This window comes from Microbulbifer sp. A4B17, assembly GCF_003076275.1.
GTDB lineage: Bacteria > Pseudomonadota > Gammaproteobacteria > Pseudomonadales > Cellvibrionaceae > Microbulbifer.
On sequence record NZ_CP029064.1, the window covers coordinates 1,943,083 to 1,961,390 of the forward strand.

General features: G+C 47.7%; 16 protein-coding genes. 10 read left to right on the top strand and 6 right to left on the bottom strand.

Annotated elements, in window-relative coordinates:
* Positions 1–5: 5 nt before the first annotated feature.
* A complete protein-coding gene (locus tag BTJ40_RS08820) occupies positions 6–1,136 on the bottom strand; it encodes a homogentisate 1,2-dioxygenase (protein ID WP_108732735.1) in 1,131 nt (376 codons plus the stop codon).
* Between the two features lie 274 nt (positions 1,137–1,410).
* Here BTJ40_RS08820 and BTJ40_RS08825 point away from each other — a divergent pair, with 274 nt between their 5' ends.
* The 6 genes from BTJ40_RS08825 to BTJ40_RS08850 all read left to right on the top strand — a co-directional run bounded on the left by BTJ40_RS08825 (position 1,411) and on the right by BTJ40_RS08850 (position 6,882).
* Positions 1,411–1,911: a MarR family winged helix-turn-helix transcriptional regulator gene (locus BTJ40_RS08825; protein ID WP_108732736.1), complete on the top strand. Its 501-nt coding sequence runs from the start codon at positions 1,411–1,413 to the stop codon at positions 1,909–1,911.
* 26 nt (positions 1,912–1,937) lie between these two features.
* Positions 1,938–3,128 (top strand): amino acid aminotransferase, encoded by a 1,191-nt coding sequence (locus BTJ40_RS08830; protein ID WP_108732737.1) that lies wholly within the window; start codon positions 1,938–1,940, stop codon positions 3,126–3,128.
* A 69-nt stretch (positions 3,129–3,197) separates the two neighbouring features.
* Positions 3,198–4,589 carry a class II 3-deoxy-7-phosphoheptulonate synthase gene (locus BTJ40_RS08835; RefSeq protein WP_108732738.1) on the top strand — a complete coding sequence of 464 codons (1,392 nt, stop codon included), beginning with the start codon at positions 3,198–3,200 and terminating at the stop codon, positions 4,587–4,589.
* A 446-nt stretch (positions 4,590–5,035) separates the two neighbouring features.
* Complete coding sequence (locus BTJ40_RS08840) at positions 5,036–5,431, top strand: hypothetical protein (protein ID WP_108732739.1); 396 nt, start codon at positions 5,036–5,038, stop codon at positions 5,429–5,431.
* 287 nt (positions 5,432–5,718) lie between these two features.
* Positions 5,719–5,928 carry a hypothetical protein gene (locus tag BTJ40_RS08845; protein WP_157953974.1) on the top strand — a complete coding sequence of 70 codons (210 nt, stop codon included), beginning with the start codon at positions 5,719–5,721 and terminating at the stop codon, positions 5,926–5,928.
* A gap of 138 nt (positions 5,929–6,066) precedes the next feature.
* Positions 6,067–6,882, top strand: coding sequence for a DUF817 domain-containing protein (locus BTJ40_RS08850; protein ID WP_192879393.1), 816 nt, complete (start codon positions 6,067–6,069; stop codon positions 6,880–6,882).
* 28 nt (positions 6,883–6,910) lie between these two features.
* Here BTJ40_RS08850 and BTJ40_RS08855 read toward each other — a convergent pair whose 3' ends face one another.
* Positions 6,911–7,981 (bottom strand): alkene reductase, encoded by a 1,071-nt coding sequence (locus BTJ40_RS08855; RefSeq protein WP_108732742.1) that lies wholly within the window; start codon positions 7,979–7,981, stop codon positions 6,911–6,913.
* Positions 7,982–8,094: 113 nt separating this feature from the next.
* On the opposite strand from BTJ40_RS08855, the gene BTJ40_RS08860 reads away from it, so the two are divergent.
* The 3 genes from BTJ40_RS08860 (at position 8,095) to BTJ40_RS08870 (ending at position 9,967) form a co-directional block, all read left to right on the top strand.
* Positions 8,095–9,057 carry a LysR family transcriptional regulator gene (locus BTJ40_RS08860; RefSeq protein ID WP_255422907.1) on the top strand — a complete coding sequence of 321 codons (963 nt, stop codon included), beginning with the start codon at positions 8,095–8,097 and terminating at the stop codon, positions 9,055–9,057.
* Between the two features lie 133 nt (positions 9,058–9,190).
* Entirely contained in the window at positions 9,191–9,571 is a 381-nt protein-coding gene (locus BTJ40_RS08865; protein WP_108732744.1) for a VOC family protein, read from the top strand.
* 6 nt (positions 9,572–9,577) lie between these two features.
* Complete coding sequence (locus tag BTJ40_RS08870; protein WP_108732745.1) at positions 9,578–9,967, top strand: RidA family protein; 390 nt, start codon at positions 9,578–9,580, stop codon at positions 9,965–9,967.
* A gap of 80 nt (positions 9,968–10,047) precedes the next feature.
* Here the strand turns inward: BTJ40_RS08870 and BTJ40_RS08875 are convergent, their stop codons facing one another.
* Both BTJ40_RS08875 and BTJ40_RS08880 read right to left on the bottom strand, forming a co-directional pair.
* Positions 10,048–11,064, bottom strand: a complete 1,017-nt coding sequence (locus tag BTJ40_RS08875) for a right-handed parallel beta-helix repeat-containing protein (protein ID WP_108732746.1) — start codon at positions 11,062–11,064, stop codon at positions 10,048–10,050.
* A 218-nt stretch (positions 11,065–11,282) separates the two neighbouring features.
* Positions 11,283–12,254, bottom strand: a complete 972-nt coding sequence (locus BTJ40_RS08880) for a right-handed parallel beta-helix repeat-containing protein (protein WP_108732747.1) — start codon at positions 12,252–12,254, stop codon at positions 11,283–11,285.
* 914 nt (positions 12,255–13,168) lie between these two features.
* On the opposite strand from BTJ40_RS08880, the gene BTJ40_RS08885 reads away from it, so the two are divergent.
* Positions 13,169–15,385, top strand: coding sequence for a M3 family metallopeptidase (locus BTJ40_RS08885; RefSeq protein WP_108732748.1), 2,217 nt, complete (start codon positions 13,169–13,171; stop codon positions 15,383–15,385).
* Positions 15,386–15,742: 357 nt separating this feature from the next.
* Here the strand turns inward: BTJ40_RS08885 and BTJ40_RS08890 are convergent, their stop codons facing one another.
* Both BTJ40_RS08890 and BTJ40_RS08895 read right to left on the bottom strand, forming a co-directional pair.
* Entirely contained in the window at positions 15,743–16,204 is a 462-nt protein-coding gene (locus tag BTJ40_RS08890) for an N-acetyltransferase (RefSeq protein WP_108732749.1), read from the bottom strand.
* Positions 16,205–16,412: 208 nt separating this feature from the next.
* The gene (locus BTJ40_RS08895) at positions 16,413–18,065 is read right to left on the bottom strand and encodes an amidohydrolase (protein ID WP_108732750.1); all 1,653 of its coding nucleotides are present in this window, start codon (positions 18,063–18,065) and stop codon (positions 16,413–16,415) included.
* Between the last annotated feature and the right edge of the window lie 243 nt (positions 18,066–18,308).

Genomic DNA, 18,308 nt, shown 5'->3' on the forward strand with positions numbered 1-18,308 from the left:
TGTATTCACTTTGGCTTCCAGGAGTTTACATAATCTGTTAGCTCCACGGCATGGGCATCCGGGAGAATATCCCAGGGGGTGCGGCTGTCGATCATTACAGCAACTTCATCGGTTTCCTTGCGTGCATGCCGGGCTCCGGTAGCAAATGCCTTGGGATGGGGGCCGTGGGTAAATCCCATAGGGTGGAGGGTAAGCATCCCCGGATGAATATTGTCGCGGCTAAAGAAGTCGCCACGGTGATAGAAGATGAGCTCATCAAAGTCATCATTGTTGTGAAAGAAGGGAACTTTGAGTGCGCCCGGGTCACTCTCAATCGGGCGCGGCACAAAAGTAGCCACTACAAAACCCTGTGCGACAAAGGTGGTGTGAGCCGAAGGGGGGAGATGGTAGCGGTGGCTCATCAGCGGGCGTATATCGCGCCAGTTGATGCGAACAGCCAGGTTGTCCCCAGTCCAACCACAGACGTCCAGTGGGTTGAAGGGGTAGGTGATAGTCGACAGTTGTTGCCGAGCCTTGACCACAACCCGCCACTCATCATCACCCTGTTGATCGAGAAAGGCTTTATCTATACGAGGCACATCCAGCATCGCCTGGTCAAAAATTGCATTGGGGCCAAGGATTCCTTTTTCGGGGAGCTGAAAATGGCTGCCTATTGCCTCTACCATCAAAAGCTCCAGGGGCTCATCCTCGGTGGGTGCAAGGCGCCATAAGGTGCCACGGGGTAGGAGGATATAGTCGCCATCGCGAACAGGGAGGTGGCCAAAATCACAAAATAAGTCGCCACTTCCGTTGTGCACGAACAGTAGCTGGTCTCCATCAGCGTTGCGCACCAGATGATCCATGGGCTCCCGGCAAGTCCATAGGGCGACTTGGCTATCCTGATTTCGCAGGACAGGTTTTTGGTCCCAGGGGCTTGTTCCCTTGTGTTTTATTTGCGTGCTATCAAAAGCGTGGGGGCGCAGCGGGCCCTCGAACTGGCTCCAGCCGGTGGGGGGGTGGCGGTGGTAAAAGTGTGTACAGGGCCCAAAAAATCCCTCTTTGCCCATTTCCCTTTCAAAACTGTTGGGAGGGAAATCTGCATGGGCCTGGCGGCTTGTATTTCCTTCTGTTCGCGGAAAGCTGATCCACTGTTTCATGGCGTGGCCTCGCTTCTGTACGGCTGGTTTGAAGAGAGTGGCGAAAAGTTGAGCAGCTTAGGGCCGCTTCCGCGCAAATTTCTTGCGCCGAAGACCCATTTAGCTCGCAAATATGGCGCAAAAAAACCTATACTGTCCGGCCATTTTTTCGTAGGGGCCGGTAACTTTTCCAGGAAGTATTTATACCGATAGTGGTTACATTTGAAACCAATGTTAGTTAAATTGAACATCAGGTACAACCGGGATTCCCGAGCAGGCAGGTTTGAGGGCAGCTATGACAATTGACCAAAACACGCGACCCGCCGTTGTTGAGAACGACGAGCTGCGCCTTGAAAAATTCTTACCCTACCGCCTCTCGGTGCTTTCCAACCGAGTGAGTAATGCTATTGCGCAAGCTTATGGTGCGCGCTTCCACCTCACCATTCCCGCTTGGCGGGTAATGGCGATTCTGGGTCGTTTTCCCGATTTATCCGCCGCTGAACTGGTTGAGCAGACTGCCATGGATAAGGTGGCCATCAGTCGAGCCGTCTCGTCCCTGATAAAGAATGACTACATTACACGCAGTGAAGATCCCGGTGATCGGCGCCGGCAAGTGCTGAACCTGTCGGAGCTGGGGCGCGATATATACGCTCGCATAGTACCGCTGGCGCATCAGTACGAGAATGACCTGATGGCCTCTCTCTCCACTGAGGAGCGGGAACAGCTGGATAGCATTATTGATAAGTTAATGGTGCGCGCAAAGGAATGGTCTGAGCGCGGCCTCGTTGATGAATAAATGAGATAACTAAGAGGAGTTTTCAGATGTTTGAGCATTTAAACAGCCTTCCGCCAGATCCGATTTTGGGCCTTTTGGCCAGCTACCGCGCGGATGAAAACCCCAGCAAAATTGATCTCGGTGTGGGCGTCTACAAAGATGAGGCCGGCCATACCGCTGTCTTGCAAGCCGTTAAGGAAGCCGAAACTCGCTTATTACAGGGTGAGGAAACCAAGGCCTATATCGGCCCGGCCGGAACTCCGGGTTTCAACACCGCTATGCAGGAGCTGGTACTGGGTACAGGCCACCCGGCGTTGGTGGGCGGTCGCGTGCGTTCGGCTCAAACCCCTGGTGGGTGTGGTGCATTGAGGGTTTTGGCTGAGCTGATCAATCGCGCCAAAGCTGGAGCAACCGTATGGGTGAGTGACCCTACATGGGCCAACCACGTTCCGCTTCTGGGGAATGCGGGCCTGGAGATCAAGAGCTACCCCTACTACGACCGAGCCACCAGTAGCTTGCAGTTCGACAAAATGGTCGAGACCCTGAAAGGTGTGGGTGAGGGCGATGTTGTACTGTTCCACGCCTGTTGCCATAACCCCTGTGGCGCGGACCTTTCCCGCGAGCAGTGGAAAGTGTTAGCGGAAATGGCGCAGAAGCAGGGCTTTACGCCGTTTATTGATATGGCTTACCAGGGCTTTGGAGAAAGCCTGGAAGATGACGCCTATGGGTTGCGTCTGATGGCTGAATCAGTGCCCGAAATGCTGGTTGCTGCTTCCTGCTCCAAAAATTTCGGTCTCTATCGCGAGCGTGTTGGCCTGGCAATGGTGATTTATGCGAATGGCGAAGCCGCGGATAAGGGACAGAGCCAGATGCTGAGTGCCATTCGTGGCAACTATTCCATGCCACCTTCCCACGGTGCAGCCATTGTAGAATCTATTCTTACTGATGCGGGACTGAAAGCGAACTGGGAAGCTGAGCTGACTGAAATGCGTGAGCGTATCAATGGTTTGCGTGCCGGGCTGGTAGAGGGACTCGTCGCAGCGGGTGCTGCCGGTGAGTTTGGCTTTATCCGCCAACAGAAAGGGATGTTCTCATTCCTGGGTATCAATCCCGAACAGGTTCAACAGCTACAAAAAGACTATTCCATTTATATGGTGGACTCCAGTCGCATCAGTATTGCGGGCCTGAGTTCCAGTAATATGGAATACTTTTGTAAGGCTGTTGCCAGCGTGCTGTAAATTCGGCACATTTGGGGGTGAGCGATGTGCTCACCCTTAAGATTTACCCTTTAGAAGTAAGAGTGAAAGATGGAAGTTGAGCTAGGAGTCCCAGTGCCCGAATCCCCCACCCAAATTTGGACCCCCCAGAGCTGGCGAAACTTCACCGCACATCAGCAGCCCCAATACAGCTCTGCCGAAGAAGTGGCTCAGGTAGCTAAACAGCTCTCAGGCCATCCACCGCTGGTATTTGCTGCAGAGGCCCGCGAGTTACGCCGCCAACTGGCCCAGGTTGCCGAGGGAAAAGCCTTCCTTTTACAAGGCGGTGATTGTGCTGAATCTTTTGCCGATTTTAATGCAAACCGCATTCGCGATACTTTCAAAGTGCTGCTGCAAATGGCAGTTGTGCTCACCTTCGCCGGTAACTTGCCGGTGGTAAAGGTAGCGAGAATGGCGGGCCAGTATGCCAAGCCTCGTTCGGCGAATACTGAGACGGTAGGCGGGGTTGAGTTGCCCAGTTATCGTGGCGATATCATTAACGGTATCGATTTTACCGCTGAGGCACGTATACCAGATCCTCAGCGGATGGTAACCGCCTATAACCAATCCGCTGCAACCCTGAACCTGTTGCGTGCTTTTGCCCAGGGCGGTTTGGCAGATCTTCATCAGGTGCACAAGTGGAATCTAAGCTTTCTGAAAAATAACCCGCAGCGGGAAAAATATGCCCAATTGGCGGAGCGTCTTCAGGAAGCTTTAGAATTTATGGCGGTATGTGGTGTTACCTCAGAGAACTCCCCGGCAATTCGTGAGACGGCTCTCTATACCTCTCATGAAGCGCTATTACTTGAATACGAGCAGGCTCTGACACGCACCGATAGCCTCACCGGCAAATGGTATGACTGCTCAGCACATATGCTGTGGATCGGCGAGCGTACCCGCCAGCTGGATGGAGCGCATGTGGAGTTTCTCTCCGGTGTTTGCAACCCGATTGGGGTGAAAGTTGGTCCAAAGATGCAACCGGATGAGCTGCTGCGTTTGATCGATAAGCTCAACCCCGAGAACGATGCAGGTCGCCTTACACTGATTACCCGTATGGGCGCCGATACTTTGGGAGAAAAATTGCCTGCATTGGTGCGCGCCATTCAAGCGGAGGGGCGCTCGGTGGTATGGAGCACTGATCCCATGCATGGCAATACCGTTAAAGCGGGTAACGGCTATAAAACTCGCGATTTTGAAAAAATCCTGCGGGAAATTCGCGACTTTTTCTCGGTACACTGGGCCGAGGGAAGCCATCCCGGCGGTATCCATCTGGAAATGACCGGGCAGCATGTCACTGAGTGCACCGGTGGAGCCTGGAAAATTTCTGAGGCAGATTTAGCCAGTTGCTACCGCACTCAATGTGATCCACGGTTGAATGCCGACCAGGTATTGGAATTGGCCTTTTGTGTTTCTGAGTGGTTGCGGGCCGGGCGAATTGCTTGATTTTTAGTCCACGTTAATCAGGCACCCCTTAATCAAAAACCTCTTACATTAAGTCTATGGCTTGAGTAAGAGGTTTTTTTGTTTCCAGTATGGATTTTTTATTTAAAGCTGAATTTCATTGCACTTTTCTAGCTACTTATAAAGAATAATTTCCTTTACATTAATGCTGGCTTTCCTTGGTGTGTTGGTAGTGGCACGATTGTCTAGTTATGACGGCGAGAATAGGGATAGTGACAGGTATGATAATGACTTAAGCAATTGTTTGAGCAGTAACTCGCGTTTGTCTGGATGTTCTATTGCACTGCCAATGTTAGCCGATTAGAATTCATTTCCTGTACAGGGGAGCCTTCATTTACATGATAATAGGCAGCTTTCCTTCTTTTTTTGGAATAGTTTTTCTCCTGCTGCACTTATTCTATTTATAAAATGAAAAATTTGGGGAAGTTATGACTAATCCGTATGTTGCGCCAAATTCGGATGTGAATGTTGATGCTGATAATAATTCTGGGCAGAAAAGTGATATTGTCCCAGAGGGAGTTAAAGGTTGGAGTTGGGGTGCCTTCTTTTTTAGCTGGATATGGGCCATCTTTAACAAAACCTATATAGGCTTGCTTGCTCTGGTTCCTTATATTGGTTTTATTTTTTCTATCTATTTGGGAATAAAGGGGCGGGAACTCGCCTGGAAGAATAAGCAGTGGGAAAGTATTGAGCACTTTAACTCTGTACAGAGAAAATGGTCCATCTGGGGTGTTTGTTTCTTACTCATTGCAATAGTGGGTATTGTTGCTGCTGTGGCATTACCAGCATATGTAGAATATAAGAATGCAGTTGGTGGTGTGTAATATAGTTGGCTAAACCCTCTAGTTATAAAATGAAGAGCAAGATAAGGAAGTAGCTTCTTGCTACTTCCTTATCTTGTAAGTTCCTCAACATCTCATCCCCGTACTTTCAGCAAACTTACCTATATTCTTCGGTGTGAATTCTTAAGCTTTACTTTTGCTATGTAGACAGTCGGGGAGGGTTGGACCTGATATCTTGTTTGTATCATTCTTCTGTCTGGCAATGCCGTATGACCGTTACTAACCGGAGAAGTGGCCAGAAGGTGAGGCTGACTTCCCGGCGCCTGATAATGAAAGATGGCGCTGTCTTTAAGGAATGTGAGGCCTTTGGAGGTGGGCAGGAGGTGAAAGGGGTGGCGTATCTGGAGCTTCCTCAAGGTTCAGAGGCAGATCTGGAAATAGTATTCTTTGAAGTGCCCGAGCAATATGGGGAAGTCTTGAACCTCGGTTTTAAAGCGGGGAGTAAAGAGTTTGGCTTCAAAAATATTGTGATCAGATAGTTGGATTTGCTAAATATTGATAGGAGTCGCTGGCTGTACGCCAGACTTTTAAATGGAATTGACGTTCCGTAGCCGCCTTGCAGAGCATCAGGGCTTTCTACCGTACAGGTGTTATTTGCAGTGTTATCAAGTGTAGATTTGAAACGATATATACGTGAATTCTGGCTGTTCGGCTTGAGGCAGGCTTACGCCTGCATGTTTGGCGGTTTCCTGCTGGGTATTATGATTGCGACCAATTATTGGTATCCGCTGGAGTCGATTCACCGCTACGACTTTATTTTCCTGGCTGCTATTGCCTTCCAGGTCTTTCTATTGACTACCAAGCTGGAAACTTTCAGGGAGTCGATTGTCATTGTCGTGTTCCATATCGTAGCCACGGTTATGGAGATATTTAAAACGTCTGATGCTATTGGCTCATGGAGTTACCCGGAAGAGTACTTCTTTGGGATTGGTAATGTGCCACTGTTTACGGGGTTTATGTATAGCGCGGTGGGTAGTTATATTGCCAGGGTTTGGCGAATCTTTGAGTTTGAATATTCTCACTACCCATCGAAAGCATTGACAGTTGTTCTAGTCGTACTTATCTATATCAACTTCTTTACACATCACTATATCTGGGATTTTCGCTGGGCGTTACTGGCGGGCACGGTTCTGCTGTTTTATCGAACCAATATTTACTTCAAGGTGGTTGAGAAACACCGTTATATGCCGTTGCTCCTGGGCTGGCTGCTTGTAGCGCTGTTTATCTGGTTTGCTGAAAACATTGCTACTTTTGCGAATATATGGATTTACCCTAATCAGTCCCACGAGTGGCAAATGGTTTCGCTGGCAAAGCTCAGCTCATGGTATCTGCTGATGCTACTGAGTTTTGTATTGGTCTCGCTGATTAATAATGTGAAGATCCGCGCCGTTGATGCTGGCAGCCTGAGTGGGGAGGGCAGGTCGCCTGCTTAAGGCGACCTGCCTGCTTAGTTGACAGGAGTTAGGACATGGTGGGGTAATTGGTATAGCCGTTTGCACCACCGGTGTAGAAGGTGTCCGGATCTGCATCGTTCAAACTGGCATCCGCTTTAAAACGTTCGAGCAGATCCGGGTTGGCCAGGAATGGAACACCGAAGGCAACCGCATCCACCTGTTGTTGCCCAATGGCTTGGTTGGCCTCATCCCTTCCATAGCCCATATTTCCTATCAGGTTGCCGTTGTATTGCTTCCTCGCCGGAGACAGTACATCGCCAAGTTGCTCGCCCAGGAAGTCCGCTCGCATCAGGTGCCAGTAAGCCAGATGAAACTTATTCAGTTTTGTCGCGAGCCAGCGAGTGTGTCCTTCTGGGTCGCTGTCACGCATGCTATTAAATCCGTTTAACGGTGAGGTTCTCAACCCGACTTTGCCTGAACCCCAAACTTCGATAACTGCTTCAAGAACTTCAAAGAGCAGGCGTGCGCGATTCTCGATGGAGCCGCCATACTCGTCTGTTCGAAGGTTTGAGCCGTCCCGTAAGAAGTTGTCCAATAGGTAGCCGTTCGCTCCGTGCACCTCTACTCCGTCGAAACCGGCTTCTTTAGCATTGATTGCTCCCTGTTTGAAAGCTGCGACAATTCCTGGAATCTCCGCGACTTCTAAGGATCTTGGAGTGGTATAAGGCTTTTTCCCATCCGGGGTGTGTACGGTGTCATCAATGGCGATCGGGCTTGCCGCTACAGCCATTGTGCCATTATTCAGTTCCGGGTGACTGGCTCGTCCGCCGTGCCATAGCTGCAGAAATATCTTGCCGCCTCTCTCATGAACGGCGTCGGTGACTCTTCTCCAGCCTTCGACCTGTTCCTGGGAGTAGATGCCGGGCTCAGAAATAAAGGCCGAAGTTCCCTCTGCTACCATGGTCGCCTCGGCAATAATCAGGCCGGCGCCTGCACGCTGTGCATAGTACTCTGCCATTAAAGGAGTAGGTACGTGGTTTTCAGCTCTTGAGCGGGTCAGGGGGGCCATTACGGCACGGTTAGCCAGTTTCACATCACCTAATTGAATGCTTGAAAACAAGTCCTGTGTTGCAGTCATCTTGTATGCCTCTTAAATGTTGTTACGAAATGCAGTTGTCTATCGATGACGCACAGACTAAGCTCATGGGAATATTGAAACAATGAGGCTTTCGGAAATTGATTGTTCGCGATTTGGAAACTATAGACTTTCGTACTCTGTCTATCTTTGTGACTACCTGCAGGCTGATGAGCTTAACTCAGTGCGCTGAAGAGTTAGGCCTGCCTAAGTCAACAGTGAGCAAAGCGATTTCAAAGCTGGAAGACCAGTTACAGGCCAGGTTGCTGGAGAGATCCACGAGGAAAATTGAGATCACCGACGCGGGTAGAGTTACCCTGCGCCGTGCTTCTCTGCTGGTAGAGGAGTTTAAATCCCTTCGTGAAGATGTGAGGGATATAGAGCAGCAGGTACAGGGTCTTTTGCGTATATCGGCGCCCTTTGCGATGGGAAGTTACTTGGCCCAGTATATTCTTCCCCCTTTTCTGCAACAGTGGCCTAAAGCCCAGGTATCCTTGGAACTCTCGAATGTTTTTGATGACCTCTTTATTCAAGGCATGGATTTGGCAATTCGGGTTGGGCAGATTGCAGATGACCGCCTGGTGGCGAAGGAAGTTGGATATGTAACCCAGGTGCTGGTTGCCAGCCCGGATTATTTAAGGAAGCATGGAATACCTGAATCACCGGAAGATATCAGACAGCATAACTGTATTACTGCTGGCGTTGCCCAGGAATCCTCCTTTTGGACCCTGGTTTCCAAAAACACAACGAAATCGATTGAAGTGCAAGGCAATTTCCACTGTGAAAACCCGGAAACGGCCAAAAAGGCTGCTACGGGAGGAGTGGGTATCGCTCAAATTCCAGTAAACAGCATGATATGTGAATTGGAAAAGCAGGAATTGATCCGGATACTCCCCGACTGGCATGCGACCTATAAGCCCATTTACCTTGTTTATCGGTCAGGAGTTAATAAACCAAAGAGAGTTTCGGCACTGTTGGACTATTTATTGAGTATCAAAGAGCACTTCGAGTTCGGTCCAGACCACCAGTTATGCCAGTACCAACAATGCCCTTTGGAACCGAATCAAAACAGACTTTAAACTGTATTAGTTTTATAGCTTAATTACTTTCATTAAAGGGAATAATTGAAGCCGCTAAAAAGAAAAGTGGAGTCCAGCTTCCCCCTAACTTTGCCTCTACCTGCTTTAGGTCTTCATGAAGGTGAATTAAATCATGATCTCTCATGTTACGTTAGGAACTAGTGATTTGCTTAGAGCGAGCCATTTTTATTCAGAGATCTTAAGCCCTATGGCCGCGGAAGAAATTTATCGCTCTGATACAGTTATATTTTGGCAATTTAACGGGTCACCAACAAAGTTGGCTATCACTATTCCTTACGATAGACAGCCCGCAAGCTTTGGCAATGGTACTATGTTAGCACTGGATGTTGGCGGTATTGAAAAAGTTGATGAAATTTTTTCCTTGGCTCTTAAGCTGGGGGGGATATCGGAAGGTGATCCGGGTTTTAGAAATTTAGATTCTTTTTACGGGGCTTATTTTAGGGATCTGGATGGGAATAAAATAGCCATTTTCACACGTCAGAATACAGGATAGTTTCAAATGAAAAAGCTGGTGAGCTCCGGCTCATACCTTGAAGAACCTATAGGCTTTTCCCGGGCTTGTAGGATAGGAAATCAAGTCGCAGTTTCTGGTACGGCACCCATACTGGATGGGAAAGCGGCCTATATTGGTAATGTTTATGGCCAGATGAAACTTTGTCTGGATATTGCCGTTACTGCGCTGAAGGAGGCTGGCGGAAACCTGTCTGACGTGATACGAACGCGTATAATGTTGGTTGATATTAAGTGCTGGGAGGAGGCCGCAAGAGCGCATGGAGAGTTATTTTCGAATATTCGACCTGCATGTACTTTTGTAGAAGTTAAGGGATTTATTGATCCTGACTGGCTGGTAGAGATTGAAATGGATACAGTTGTCTTTGGAGTTTCTTAATTTGGGTGGCCGTACAATTGATTCTGGTTTCCAGTCTCCTTTAAAAAACTTGTCTACCTTCTCTAGTTGGGGTTGTTACCCTAAATAACAGGATGGGTAATAGAAGTAACAACCCCGAGTTGCTTGATAAGGTAGTTATTCAAGGCAGCTTGGATCGGATGTCGAAAGGTGTTGCCTGACCACAGGTTATTGTTAACGCTACAATCATCACTTTCGAATAAATCGATAAGATCGAATACTCCATTTCCTGTTGCAGTATTAAAAACAATGCTATTGCCAGTAGCGTTATTGCTGGAAACAAAAATACCGAAATCGTCATTATCACTGCTAGTGTTTTGAGCGATACTATTGTTGGATGCTGAATTTTGTAATGTTATGCCTGAAGATCCATTATCGGTTACTGTATTATTTGAAACTGTACATGAGCTTCCTTCAATTACTAAGCCCATACTAATACTGTCTTGGATGGTGTTTGATATAAAAATTGAAAAATCTCCATTTAATTCAACCCCATCATCATCAGAACCAGTGATAGTATTTTGTATTATTGTATTGGCAATACCATCTACCTCCATCCCCTCATCACCTGACAGTTCAATAACATTTTGGGAGATAAAGTTGTAATTGCCATCAATATCAATGCCATTGTCTGAATCGTTCCCGTCACCTGAAGTAAAGTTGCCTATGACTGTATTGCTGTTACTATCCACAACAATGGCATCTTCCAGTGGAAGTAATATGTTCATACCGTATACGGTATGAAATCCATCCTCTGAAAGTAAAACCCCATCATTACAGCCATTTATGGTACCGGTGGATAGCTCGCCGGATGATGCAGCGAGATCTATGCCATTGGACGGATCTGATCCTAAGCAGGTTAGTGAGAATCCAGCCATGTAAAGGCTTCCACCCGGCCGCTGAATGGTTAAGGCTGAAGTGTTCGAGCCGCTGATTGAACAGATGAGATCTTCTGTTAGTGTGGTTGGTTCTGTAATAGTATCGCCGCATTCTACAGAAAAGGCATTGAATGGCAGTGAAGCCCCTAAAGTTAATAGGGCTGTAGATAGAATTTTAGGGTAGTGGTTTTGGTTCAACATGACTAACTCCTTTTAACAGATTTAATGAATGTAGATGTGTAAAGGGCGCTCTAAGTAAAGGATGCAATAGTAGATGCCTACAAAATTTTTAGTGAATACAGTGTGGCTGCTCTATTTGGAGAAAATTTAGAGATATATTAAATTGGCTGGCTATTGCCAGGGTTATTTTGAAGTATCTATGAAGTTGCGATTCTCTTTATGTGAAAAGAGAATCACTTTTACGCTTGTTGATCCCAAGGGCTTAGTTTATCTAGGCAGGCAGGATCAGAAGTAGAGAATGTATTATTTTGCCAGGTGTTACTGCCAGTGCAATCAGTGTCAAATGCATCAAACAAATCGTAGGTATGTCCCTCCGATACATTATTAGTGATGGTGTTATTGGTAGGCCCATCATCTAAAATAAATATTCCATAGGTGCCGTTATCAGTAACACTGTTGTTGGTGATAGCGTTGTTATCTCCTTGATCCAGGTCGATTCCACTATCATTGAATGAAATAGTATTAGTAGAGATGGTACCGTTGTTAGCATCTACTTCAATGCCACTGCCGCCATTGAAAGCGCTGGTGTTATTTACTACTACAGCAAAATCTCCATCAATTTCGATACCGTCAAAGGTGGAGAATGAAACCTCATTAGCAGTTACGGTATTAAAATCTCCCGCAACTTCAATACCCTCATCGCCGGCACCTTCGACATAATTTGCACTGATTAAGTTGTTGTTTCCCTGGATGTCAATGCCTTCATCGGAGTCTGAGCCGTCATTGATGATTTCCATAAAACTAACCACGTTGTTATTACTTTCAACATAAACACCATCATCGCCGAAGTCGGTAATATAGACGTCACTTGCAAAATGACTGCCATCCTCGCTTAAAGTAACGGCATCCCCACATCCAATTACACTACCCCCTGTGAGCCTTGCTCCACTCCCCAGTAGAATAATTCCAGTGCCAAACTCATTAGTAGAGCAAGTCAGGCTGTAGTCGCCCATTGAGAGTCTCCCAGATGGCCCTTCTATAGCTAAAGCGACAGAAAATTCATCGGCAATAGTACATACTAAATCGCTATCTAGAGTCGTTGGCGTGGTAATTGTATCACCGCAACTGACTTGCGCTTGAGCACCTGCAGTAATGCCCATTGATAAAACTGCGATGGCAGAGGCCAGCGGTAAAATAGTTTTCTTTTGCATGAGTCTGTCCCTAACTTCTAACCATTTGATTGAATTTTTTGATGCGTACAATAAAAGCCAGATTTCTGGAAAATTTTTTGTGCCTGAAAAGGACACCTGCTTTTTCGGTTAAATATTGCCGGACTTGGATCGATTAGATAAATATTGCTTTGAGGTGTTCATAGTATTTTTTAATGAAAATAATTTTAAAAAATCATATAGCTTGAAGGGTTTCTTGTAATGCTAAGCTCCCATATTACTGAATGGCATTTATGTGTTGTAAAAATGATTAGATGTTATGGTTGGTTGGCGTAAACTGCATTTTTCTATAGGTAGGTTTTTAGAATTATGTTGGCTTTTGTTGTGGGGTGAATTGCCTGAATTTTGCGGTAAATAAATTTGTTTTAATTATAAATGGTAATAGGGCGCTCTTACTTTATTTGAATTTTTAAAAGTGTCTATGGCTGGGTATTGATTTTTAGTTATTGGTGATCTGGAACGGATTCTGTTTGGCTGAAATCAAATTTGCAGGCAGAGAGTTACTGAATACCTCTGTTCTCAAGAGTGGGAAAATATATCTCCCACTTCAATAAACAAAACTAAGAAAAAGGGTATGGCTCTCAGTTGAGGGCTTTGCTTTGTTGGAAACGTTGAGGAGCTCTGGTTTTTGGCTGTCAAGCAGGCTGTGACTAACTTGGGGTCCATGGTCGCAAAGGTCAATTTGGTTGTTCCCGCAATTCTCTTCGGATGGCGATAGCCTCTGTGCCTGTCGCAACCAGACTATTTGGTCAGGAAATTGTGAAATCGTCGCGTATTTCTTTCACTCCGTCGCAGTCATACTCGTAAATGGCGGTAATATTGGCGGGCGCGGGGCAACTGGGGTTAAACTCTCGCTCTTAAAACTATTACAAAGCTCTATCCTAGAGGAGAAACCGATGCGTCAAACAATGATCGCACTTTCCGTGGCCGCAGCCCTTGCGGTAGTGGGCGGTTGTGGTGAAAAGGCACAGCAGGCTGAGGTGGTTAAAGATACCGTGAATGCCGAGAAGTCCATGGCTGTTAGTCCTGAACATGCCAGCAATATGCTGTTGGCGGAGTGGACTGGTCCCTTTGGTGGCGTTCCTGCGTTTGACAAGATGAATCTTGAAGATCTCAAGCCCGCGATTGAGAAGGGTATTGAGATGAACCTGGCAGAGCTGGACGCTATCGCTGCTGATCCCGCTAAGCCTACCTTCGCTAACACCTTTATTCCCATGGAACGGAGTGGCGCAGAGCTGGGTCGAGCATCTTCTTACTACGGTATCTGGGCCGGCAATATGTCCTCCCCGGAATTCCGCAAGATCCAGCGCGAGTTGGCACCTCTGTGGGCTGATTACGAGTCCAAGATCTACCAGAATAAAGCTCTCTTTAAGCGCATCAAATCTATCTATGATCAGCGCGAGTCGATGGACCTGGATGCAGAGCAGAAACGCGTAGTCGAGCTGGTGTACACTCAGTTCGCAACCAATGGCGCCACCCTGGAAGGGGAAAAGAAAGAGCGCTATGCAGAAATCAACAAGCGTTTGGCAGAGCTCTACACCAAGTTCTCCAACAATGTACTGGCTGATGAGGAAGGCTACGATATCTTCCTGACCAAAGATCAGCTGGGTGGCCTACCGGATTCCTTTGTTGCTGCAGCGGCAGCACTGGCGGAAGAGAAGGGCGAGAAAGGTAAGTACGCGATTACCAATACCCGTTCCTCCATGGATCCCTTCCTGACTTACTCTGATAATCGTGAGCTGCGTAAGCAGGTTTGGACCAACTACTACAGCCGTGGCGACAATGGTGATGAGCACGATAACAACGCCATCATCGCTGAGATCCTTAAACTGCGCGATGAGCGTGTGGGCCTGCAGGGCTTTGATAACTATGCCCAGTGGCGTTTGCGTGATCGTATGGCTAAATCGCCAGAGCGGGCCATGGAGCTGATGGAAGCGGTATGGCCGGCAGCAGTTGCCCGCGTGAATGAAGAAGTGGCCGATATGCAGGCGGTAGCTGATGCCGAGAAAGCCAATATCACCATTGAGCCCTGGGACTATCGTTACTATGCGGAAAAGGTTCGCAAGGCTAAGTACGACCTGAACTCTGACGAAGTTAAGCAGTACCTGCAGCTTGATAACCTGCGCGAGGCTATGTTCTATGTGGCTGGTGAGCTTTTCAACTTTGAATTCACCCCGGTAAAAGAAGGCTCAGTTCCGGTATTCCACGAAGATGTTAAAGTCTGGGAAGTTACCGATAAGACCAGTGGTGACCATATCGGTCTGTGGTATCTGGACCCATTTGCTCGCGCTGGAAAGCGTTCCGGGGCCTGGGCCACCATGTACCGAGACCACTCCACCTTCGATGGTAAAAAGAACGTTCTCTCTTCCAACAACTCCAACTTTATTAAAGGAGCTCCGGGTGAGCCTGTACTGGTAAGCTGGGATGATGCGGAGACTTTCTTCCACGAATTTGGCCATGCATTGCACTTCCTCGCGTCCAACGTCACTTATCCGACCCTGAACGGCGGTGTGCGAGACTACACCGAGTTCCAGTCCCAGTTGCTGGAGCGCTGGCTGTCTACTGATGCGGTTATCGACAATTACCTGGTGCACTACAAAACGGGTGAGCCGATTCCTGCGGATCTGGTGAAAAAGATTAAGAAAGCGGCTAAGTTCAATTCAGGCTTTGCCACTACCGAGTACCTGGCATCTGCACTGGTGGATATGAAGTTCCACACTGCTGATCCTGAAGGTATCGACCCGGACAAGTTTGAGCGTGAAACTTTGAAGAAACTAGGTATGCCGGGTGAGCTGGTTATGCGTCACCGCTCTCCGCACTTCGGCCATATCTTCTCTGGTGAAGGTTATGCAGCCAGCTACTACGGCTACATGTGGGCTGACGTGCTGACTTCCGATGCCTCTGAAGCATTCGCCGAGTCTAAAGGTGGCTTCTACGATAAGGAAGTAGCTGCAAGATTGGTGAAGTATTTGTTCGCACCGCGCAATGCTTTGGATCCGGCTGATGCTTATCGCTCTTTCCGTGGTCGCGACGCCAACATCGAAGCGCTGATGCGCGATCGTGGTTTCCCGATTCCGGAAAAGAAAAAGACTACTGTCGCTGTTAAGGACTAACCGATTGATTTAATCGCCAGTTCGAAAAGGCCGCATCATGTGATGTGGCCTTTTTTGTTGGCCTTCTGAAACTTCAAGAGTTCCCTTTCCCTTCGTTTCTTCCCTGCCTCATTAATTTATCCTTCTTAGGTGCTCAGGCCCTGAGTAGGTTTTAAGCCCCTCTGCAAGCTAAATTTTGATCTTGAAATATTAGATCCCAACAAATAACAGAGATCTATCGCTATGCCTATTCACCTTCAAATATACGCTTGGCTTCGCTTATAAGATTTTCATATTCAGCTTTGGTAATTTCCGAAGTGAGAGGAGCTTAAGTCGTATGCTAAGGGCTTATTGATAGGTATTTTGCTACTTATCGTTTCATTGTTGTCTATTTGTAAGATCTAGAGAAAGTCGCAGCATGTCTTTGTGCTGCACCCCATTTTCAATAATGGCTTGATCGTAGTTGTGTAAAAAATAATCTTTTATAACAGAATCAACCCTGAATCCATGACGTTGATAAAAGGCTAACTGGTAACCAAATGTTCCTGTACCCAGCTCTATTTTGTGAACCCCTTTTGTGGTGATTTCTGATAGAGTGAACTTTAACAGTTTTGATCCAATCCCTTGCTGCCTCATTTTGGGAGAAACTGAAATATTGAAAATCTCAGCGATAGCTGTATCGATTTCTTTTGCTACGCATATAGCTTCTACAACGCCTGCATCAATTGCCGCGAAACACCAGGATCCAGGTAAATAGGTGTCTATTTTCTTCTTAGAGGGATCTGCTTCGAGCAAAAGATATAATGGTGCATCACTTACGGGTATTTGGGTGTATTTCATAGCGCGATCTATAGGGTTTCTAGTTGAGGCATTAGCCCTTGCGCGCTTTACCTGTAAAGTTATCTCGCGTCCATCAAAATAGTATAGCAATACAGTAATACAAGATTCTCAACGAATTATTGAGGGCAGTCAGTGCTTATACGGATACCAGCTTTCACCGGTATCCGTAAGATCGAAGCCTGGAAATAAAGTGAAGAGCAGTATCTGGTTAAAGGGATTTGCGGTAGACCTGTTCCCCCTCAACCCAGGTCTCCAGAACCTGCACCTTCCAGATCTCCTGCGGATCTATCGCAAAAATATCTTTATCCAGCAGAATAAAATCAGCGAACTTGCCGGTTTCGAGATTGCCGATCACCTTTTCCTGGTGGCTGGCATAGGCGGCGTCCAGGGTGAAGGCGCGCAGGGCTTGCTCCAGAGTCATGGCTTCTTCAGTGCGCCAGCCTTTGCTTGGATTACCGTTGCGGTCACGGCGGGTAACGGCGGCGTGCAGGCCGAAAAGGGGGTTTGCAGGTTCTACTGGGAAGTCGGAGCCTGCGGCGATGGGTGTACCTTGCTCCAGCAGCGTCTTCCAGGCGTAGGCGCCGATCAGGCGTTCATTGCCCAGGCGGTCGCCGGCCATATTCTTATCGCTGGTAGCGTGAGTGGGCTGCATAGAGGCAATCAGTTTGAGTCGAGCAAAGCGGGGAATATCTTTTACCTCAATAACCTGAGCGTGCTCCACACGGTGGCGGTATTTGACCTGACTCTGCTCTTTATTCAGGGTTTCCAGGTGGTTCAGAACGATATGGTTGGCTCTATCGCCGATCGCATGCACATTGACTTGAAAGCTGTTGTCGGTGGCCAGCTTGAGCAGCGTCAGCATTTTATCTTCAGGGTAGAGGAGCAACCCTTTTTCCTGGGGGCGGTCGTGGTATGGTTCCAGCAGGGCTGCGCCACGGCTGCCCAGGGCGCCATCGGCGGAGAGTTTGATGCTGCGCATAAACAGCCGATCCGATGGTCCGCCAACATGGCCCGCTTGTAATAACTGGGTGTAGTTATGGCTTTCTACTGAAAGCATGGGGTAAATACGTAAGGGAATGGCTTGCTTTTGTGCCAGGTCCCGATAGGCGTTGAGAGTTTGTTCGCTGATACCTGCATCATGTACGCTGGTCAACCCCAGGGAGAGAGCGGTGGAGAATGCACTCTGTAGGCTCTTTTTCTCCTGGGCTAAAGTGGGTGCAGGAATAGCCTTGTACATCAGGTTCATGGCGTTATCGATAAGGATACCGGTGGGTTCTCCATTCTTGTCCCGCAGGATCTCGCCCCCATCTGGTGATTGGGTACCCTTGTCGATCCCCGCCAATTCCAGGGCCTTGGAATTGGCCCAGCCTGCATGGCCGTCGACCCGGCGCAACCAGATCGGTTGGTCTATTTCCAGTTCATCCAGCTGTTTGCGGGTAGGGAAGGCTTTGTTGGGCCAGGTAACCTGGTTCCAGCCCCGGCCAGACAGCCATTCATTGGGCTCCAGATCTTGTGCGTATAGCTTAATGGCTGCGAGTGATTCTGCGAGAGAGTGATCTCTTAAATCCAGTTCTCCGGTGAGCTGGCCTAGTCCCAGCATATGGCCATGGGCGTCGATCAGTCCAGGGAGAAGAGTTTTGCCCTGAGAGTTAATTTTATCTGCGTTTGGGTACCGTTTACTCAACTCATCAAAGTTGCCGATTGCCAGGACTTTGCCCTGGTCAAAGGCCATGGCGTCAAATGAGATTAATGCATCGTCTGTAGTGTGGTATCCATTAAAATTATGGATCAACATGGTTGCCTGGATGTTGACAGATGTAAAAGCAAGCAACGCTGTAGCGAGAATCTGAGTTAGCCGCATTATGAGGTGCCTTATGGTTTTGTTACAAGCTATTCTATGGTGCCTTTATACCCCGAGGAAAGAGAGGTGTTGATATAGTTCTTTGTGGTGCGCAAACTGCATAAATTCCAGTATACAGGGCGGAGGGATAGAAATGGTGGAGAATATTTGTAAAAGGCAAACTACTAAATTTCTCCAGCAATCGGATTAACTGTATAAAATTTAAAGTGTGGTTAAATTTGATACTGAATCGCCTATGTGTAG

Excerpts from the sequence above, each read along its gene's own strand:
- BTJ40_RS08820 (WP_108732735.1), bottom strand. The coding sequence starts at position 1,136 with ATGAAACAGTGGATCAGCTTTCCGCGAACAGAAGGAAATACAAGCCGC.
- BTJ40_RS08825 (WP_108732736.1), top strand. The coding sequence starts at position 1,411 with ATGACAATTGACCAAAACACGCGACCCGCCGTTGTTGAGAACGACGAG.
- BTJ40_RS08830 (WP_108732737.1), top strand. The coding sequence starts at position 1,938 with ATGTTTGAGCATTTAAACAGCCTTCCGCCAGATCCGATTTTGGGCCTT.
- BTJ40_RS08835 (WP_108732738.1), top strand. The coding sequence starts at position 3,198 with ATGGAAGTTGAGCTAGGAGTCCCAGTGCCCGAATCCCCCACCCAAATT.
- BTJ40_RS08840 (WP_108732739.1), top strand. The coding sequence starts at position 5,036 with ATGACTAATCCGTATGTTGCGCCAAATTCGGATGTGAATGTTGATGCT.
- BTJ40_RS08845 (WP_157953974.1), top strand. The coding sequence starts at position 5,719 with ATGAAAGATGGCGCTGTCTTTAAGGAATGTGAGGCCTTTGGAGGTGGG.
- BTJ40_RS08855 (WP_108732742.1), bottom strand. The coding sequence starts at position 7,981 with ATGACTGCAACACAGGACTTGTTTTCAAGCATTCAATTAGGTGATGTG.
- BTJ40_RS08865 (WP_108732744.1), top strand. The coding sequence starts at position 9,191 with ATGATCTCTCATGTTACGTTAGGAACTAGTGATTTGCTTAGAGCGAGC.
- BTJ40_RS08870 (WP_108732745.1), top strand. The coding sequence starts at position 9,578 with ATGAAAAAGCTGGTGAGCTCCGGCTCATACCTTGAAGAACCTATAGGC.
- BTJ40_RS08875 (WP_108732746.1), bottom strand. The coding sequence starts at position 11,064 with ATGTTGAACCAAAACCACTACCCTAAAATTCTATCTACAGCCCTATTA.
- BTJ40_RS08880 (WP_108732747.1), bottom strand. The coding sequence starts at position 12,254 with ATGCAAAAGAAAACTATTTTACCGCTGGCCTCTGCCATCGCAGTTTTA.
- BTJ40_RS08885 (WP_108732748.1), top strand. The coding sequence starts at position 13,169 with ATGCGTCAAACAATGATCGCACTTTCCGTGGCCGCAGCCCTTGCGGTA.
- BTJ40_RS08890 (WP_108732749.1), bottom strand. The coding sequence starts at position 16,204 with ATGAAATACACCCAAATACCCGTAAGTGATGCACCATTATATCTTTTG.
- BTJ40_RS08895 (WP_108732750.1), bottom strand. The coding sequence starts at position 18,065 with ATGCGGCTAACTCAGATTCTCGCTACAGCGTTGCTTGCTTTTACATCT.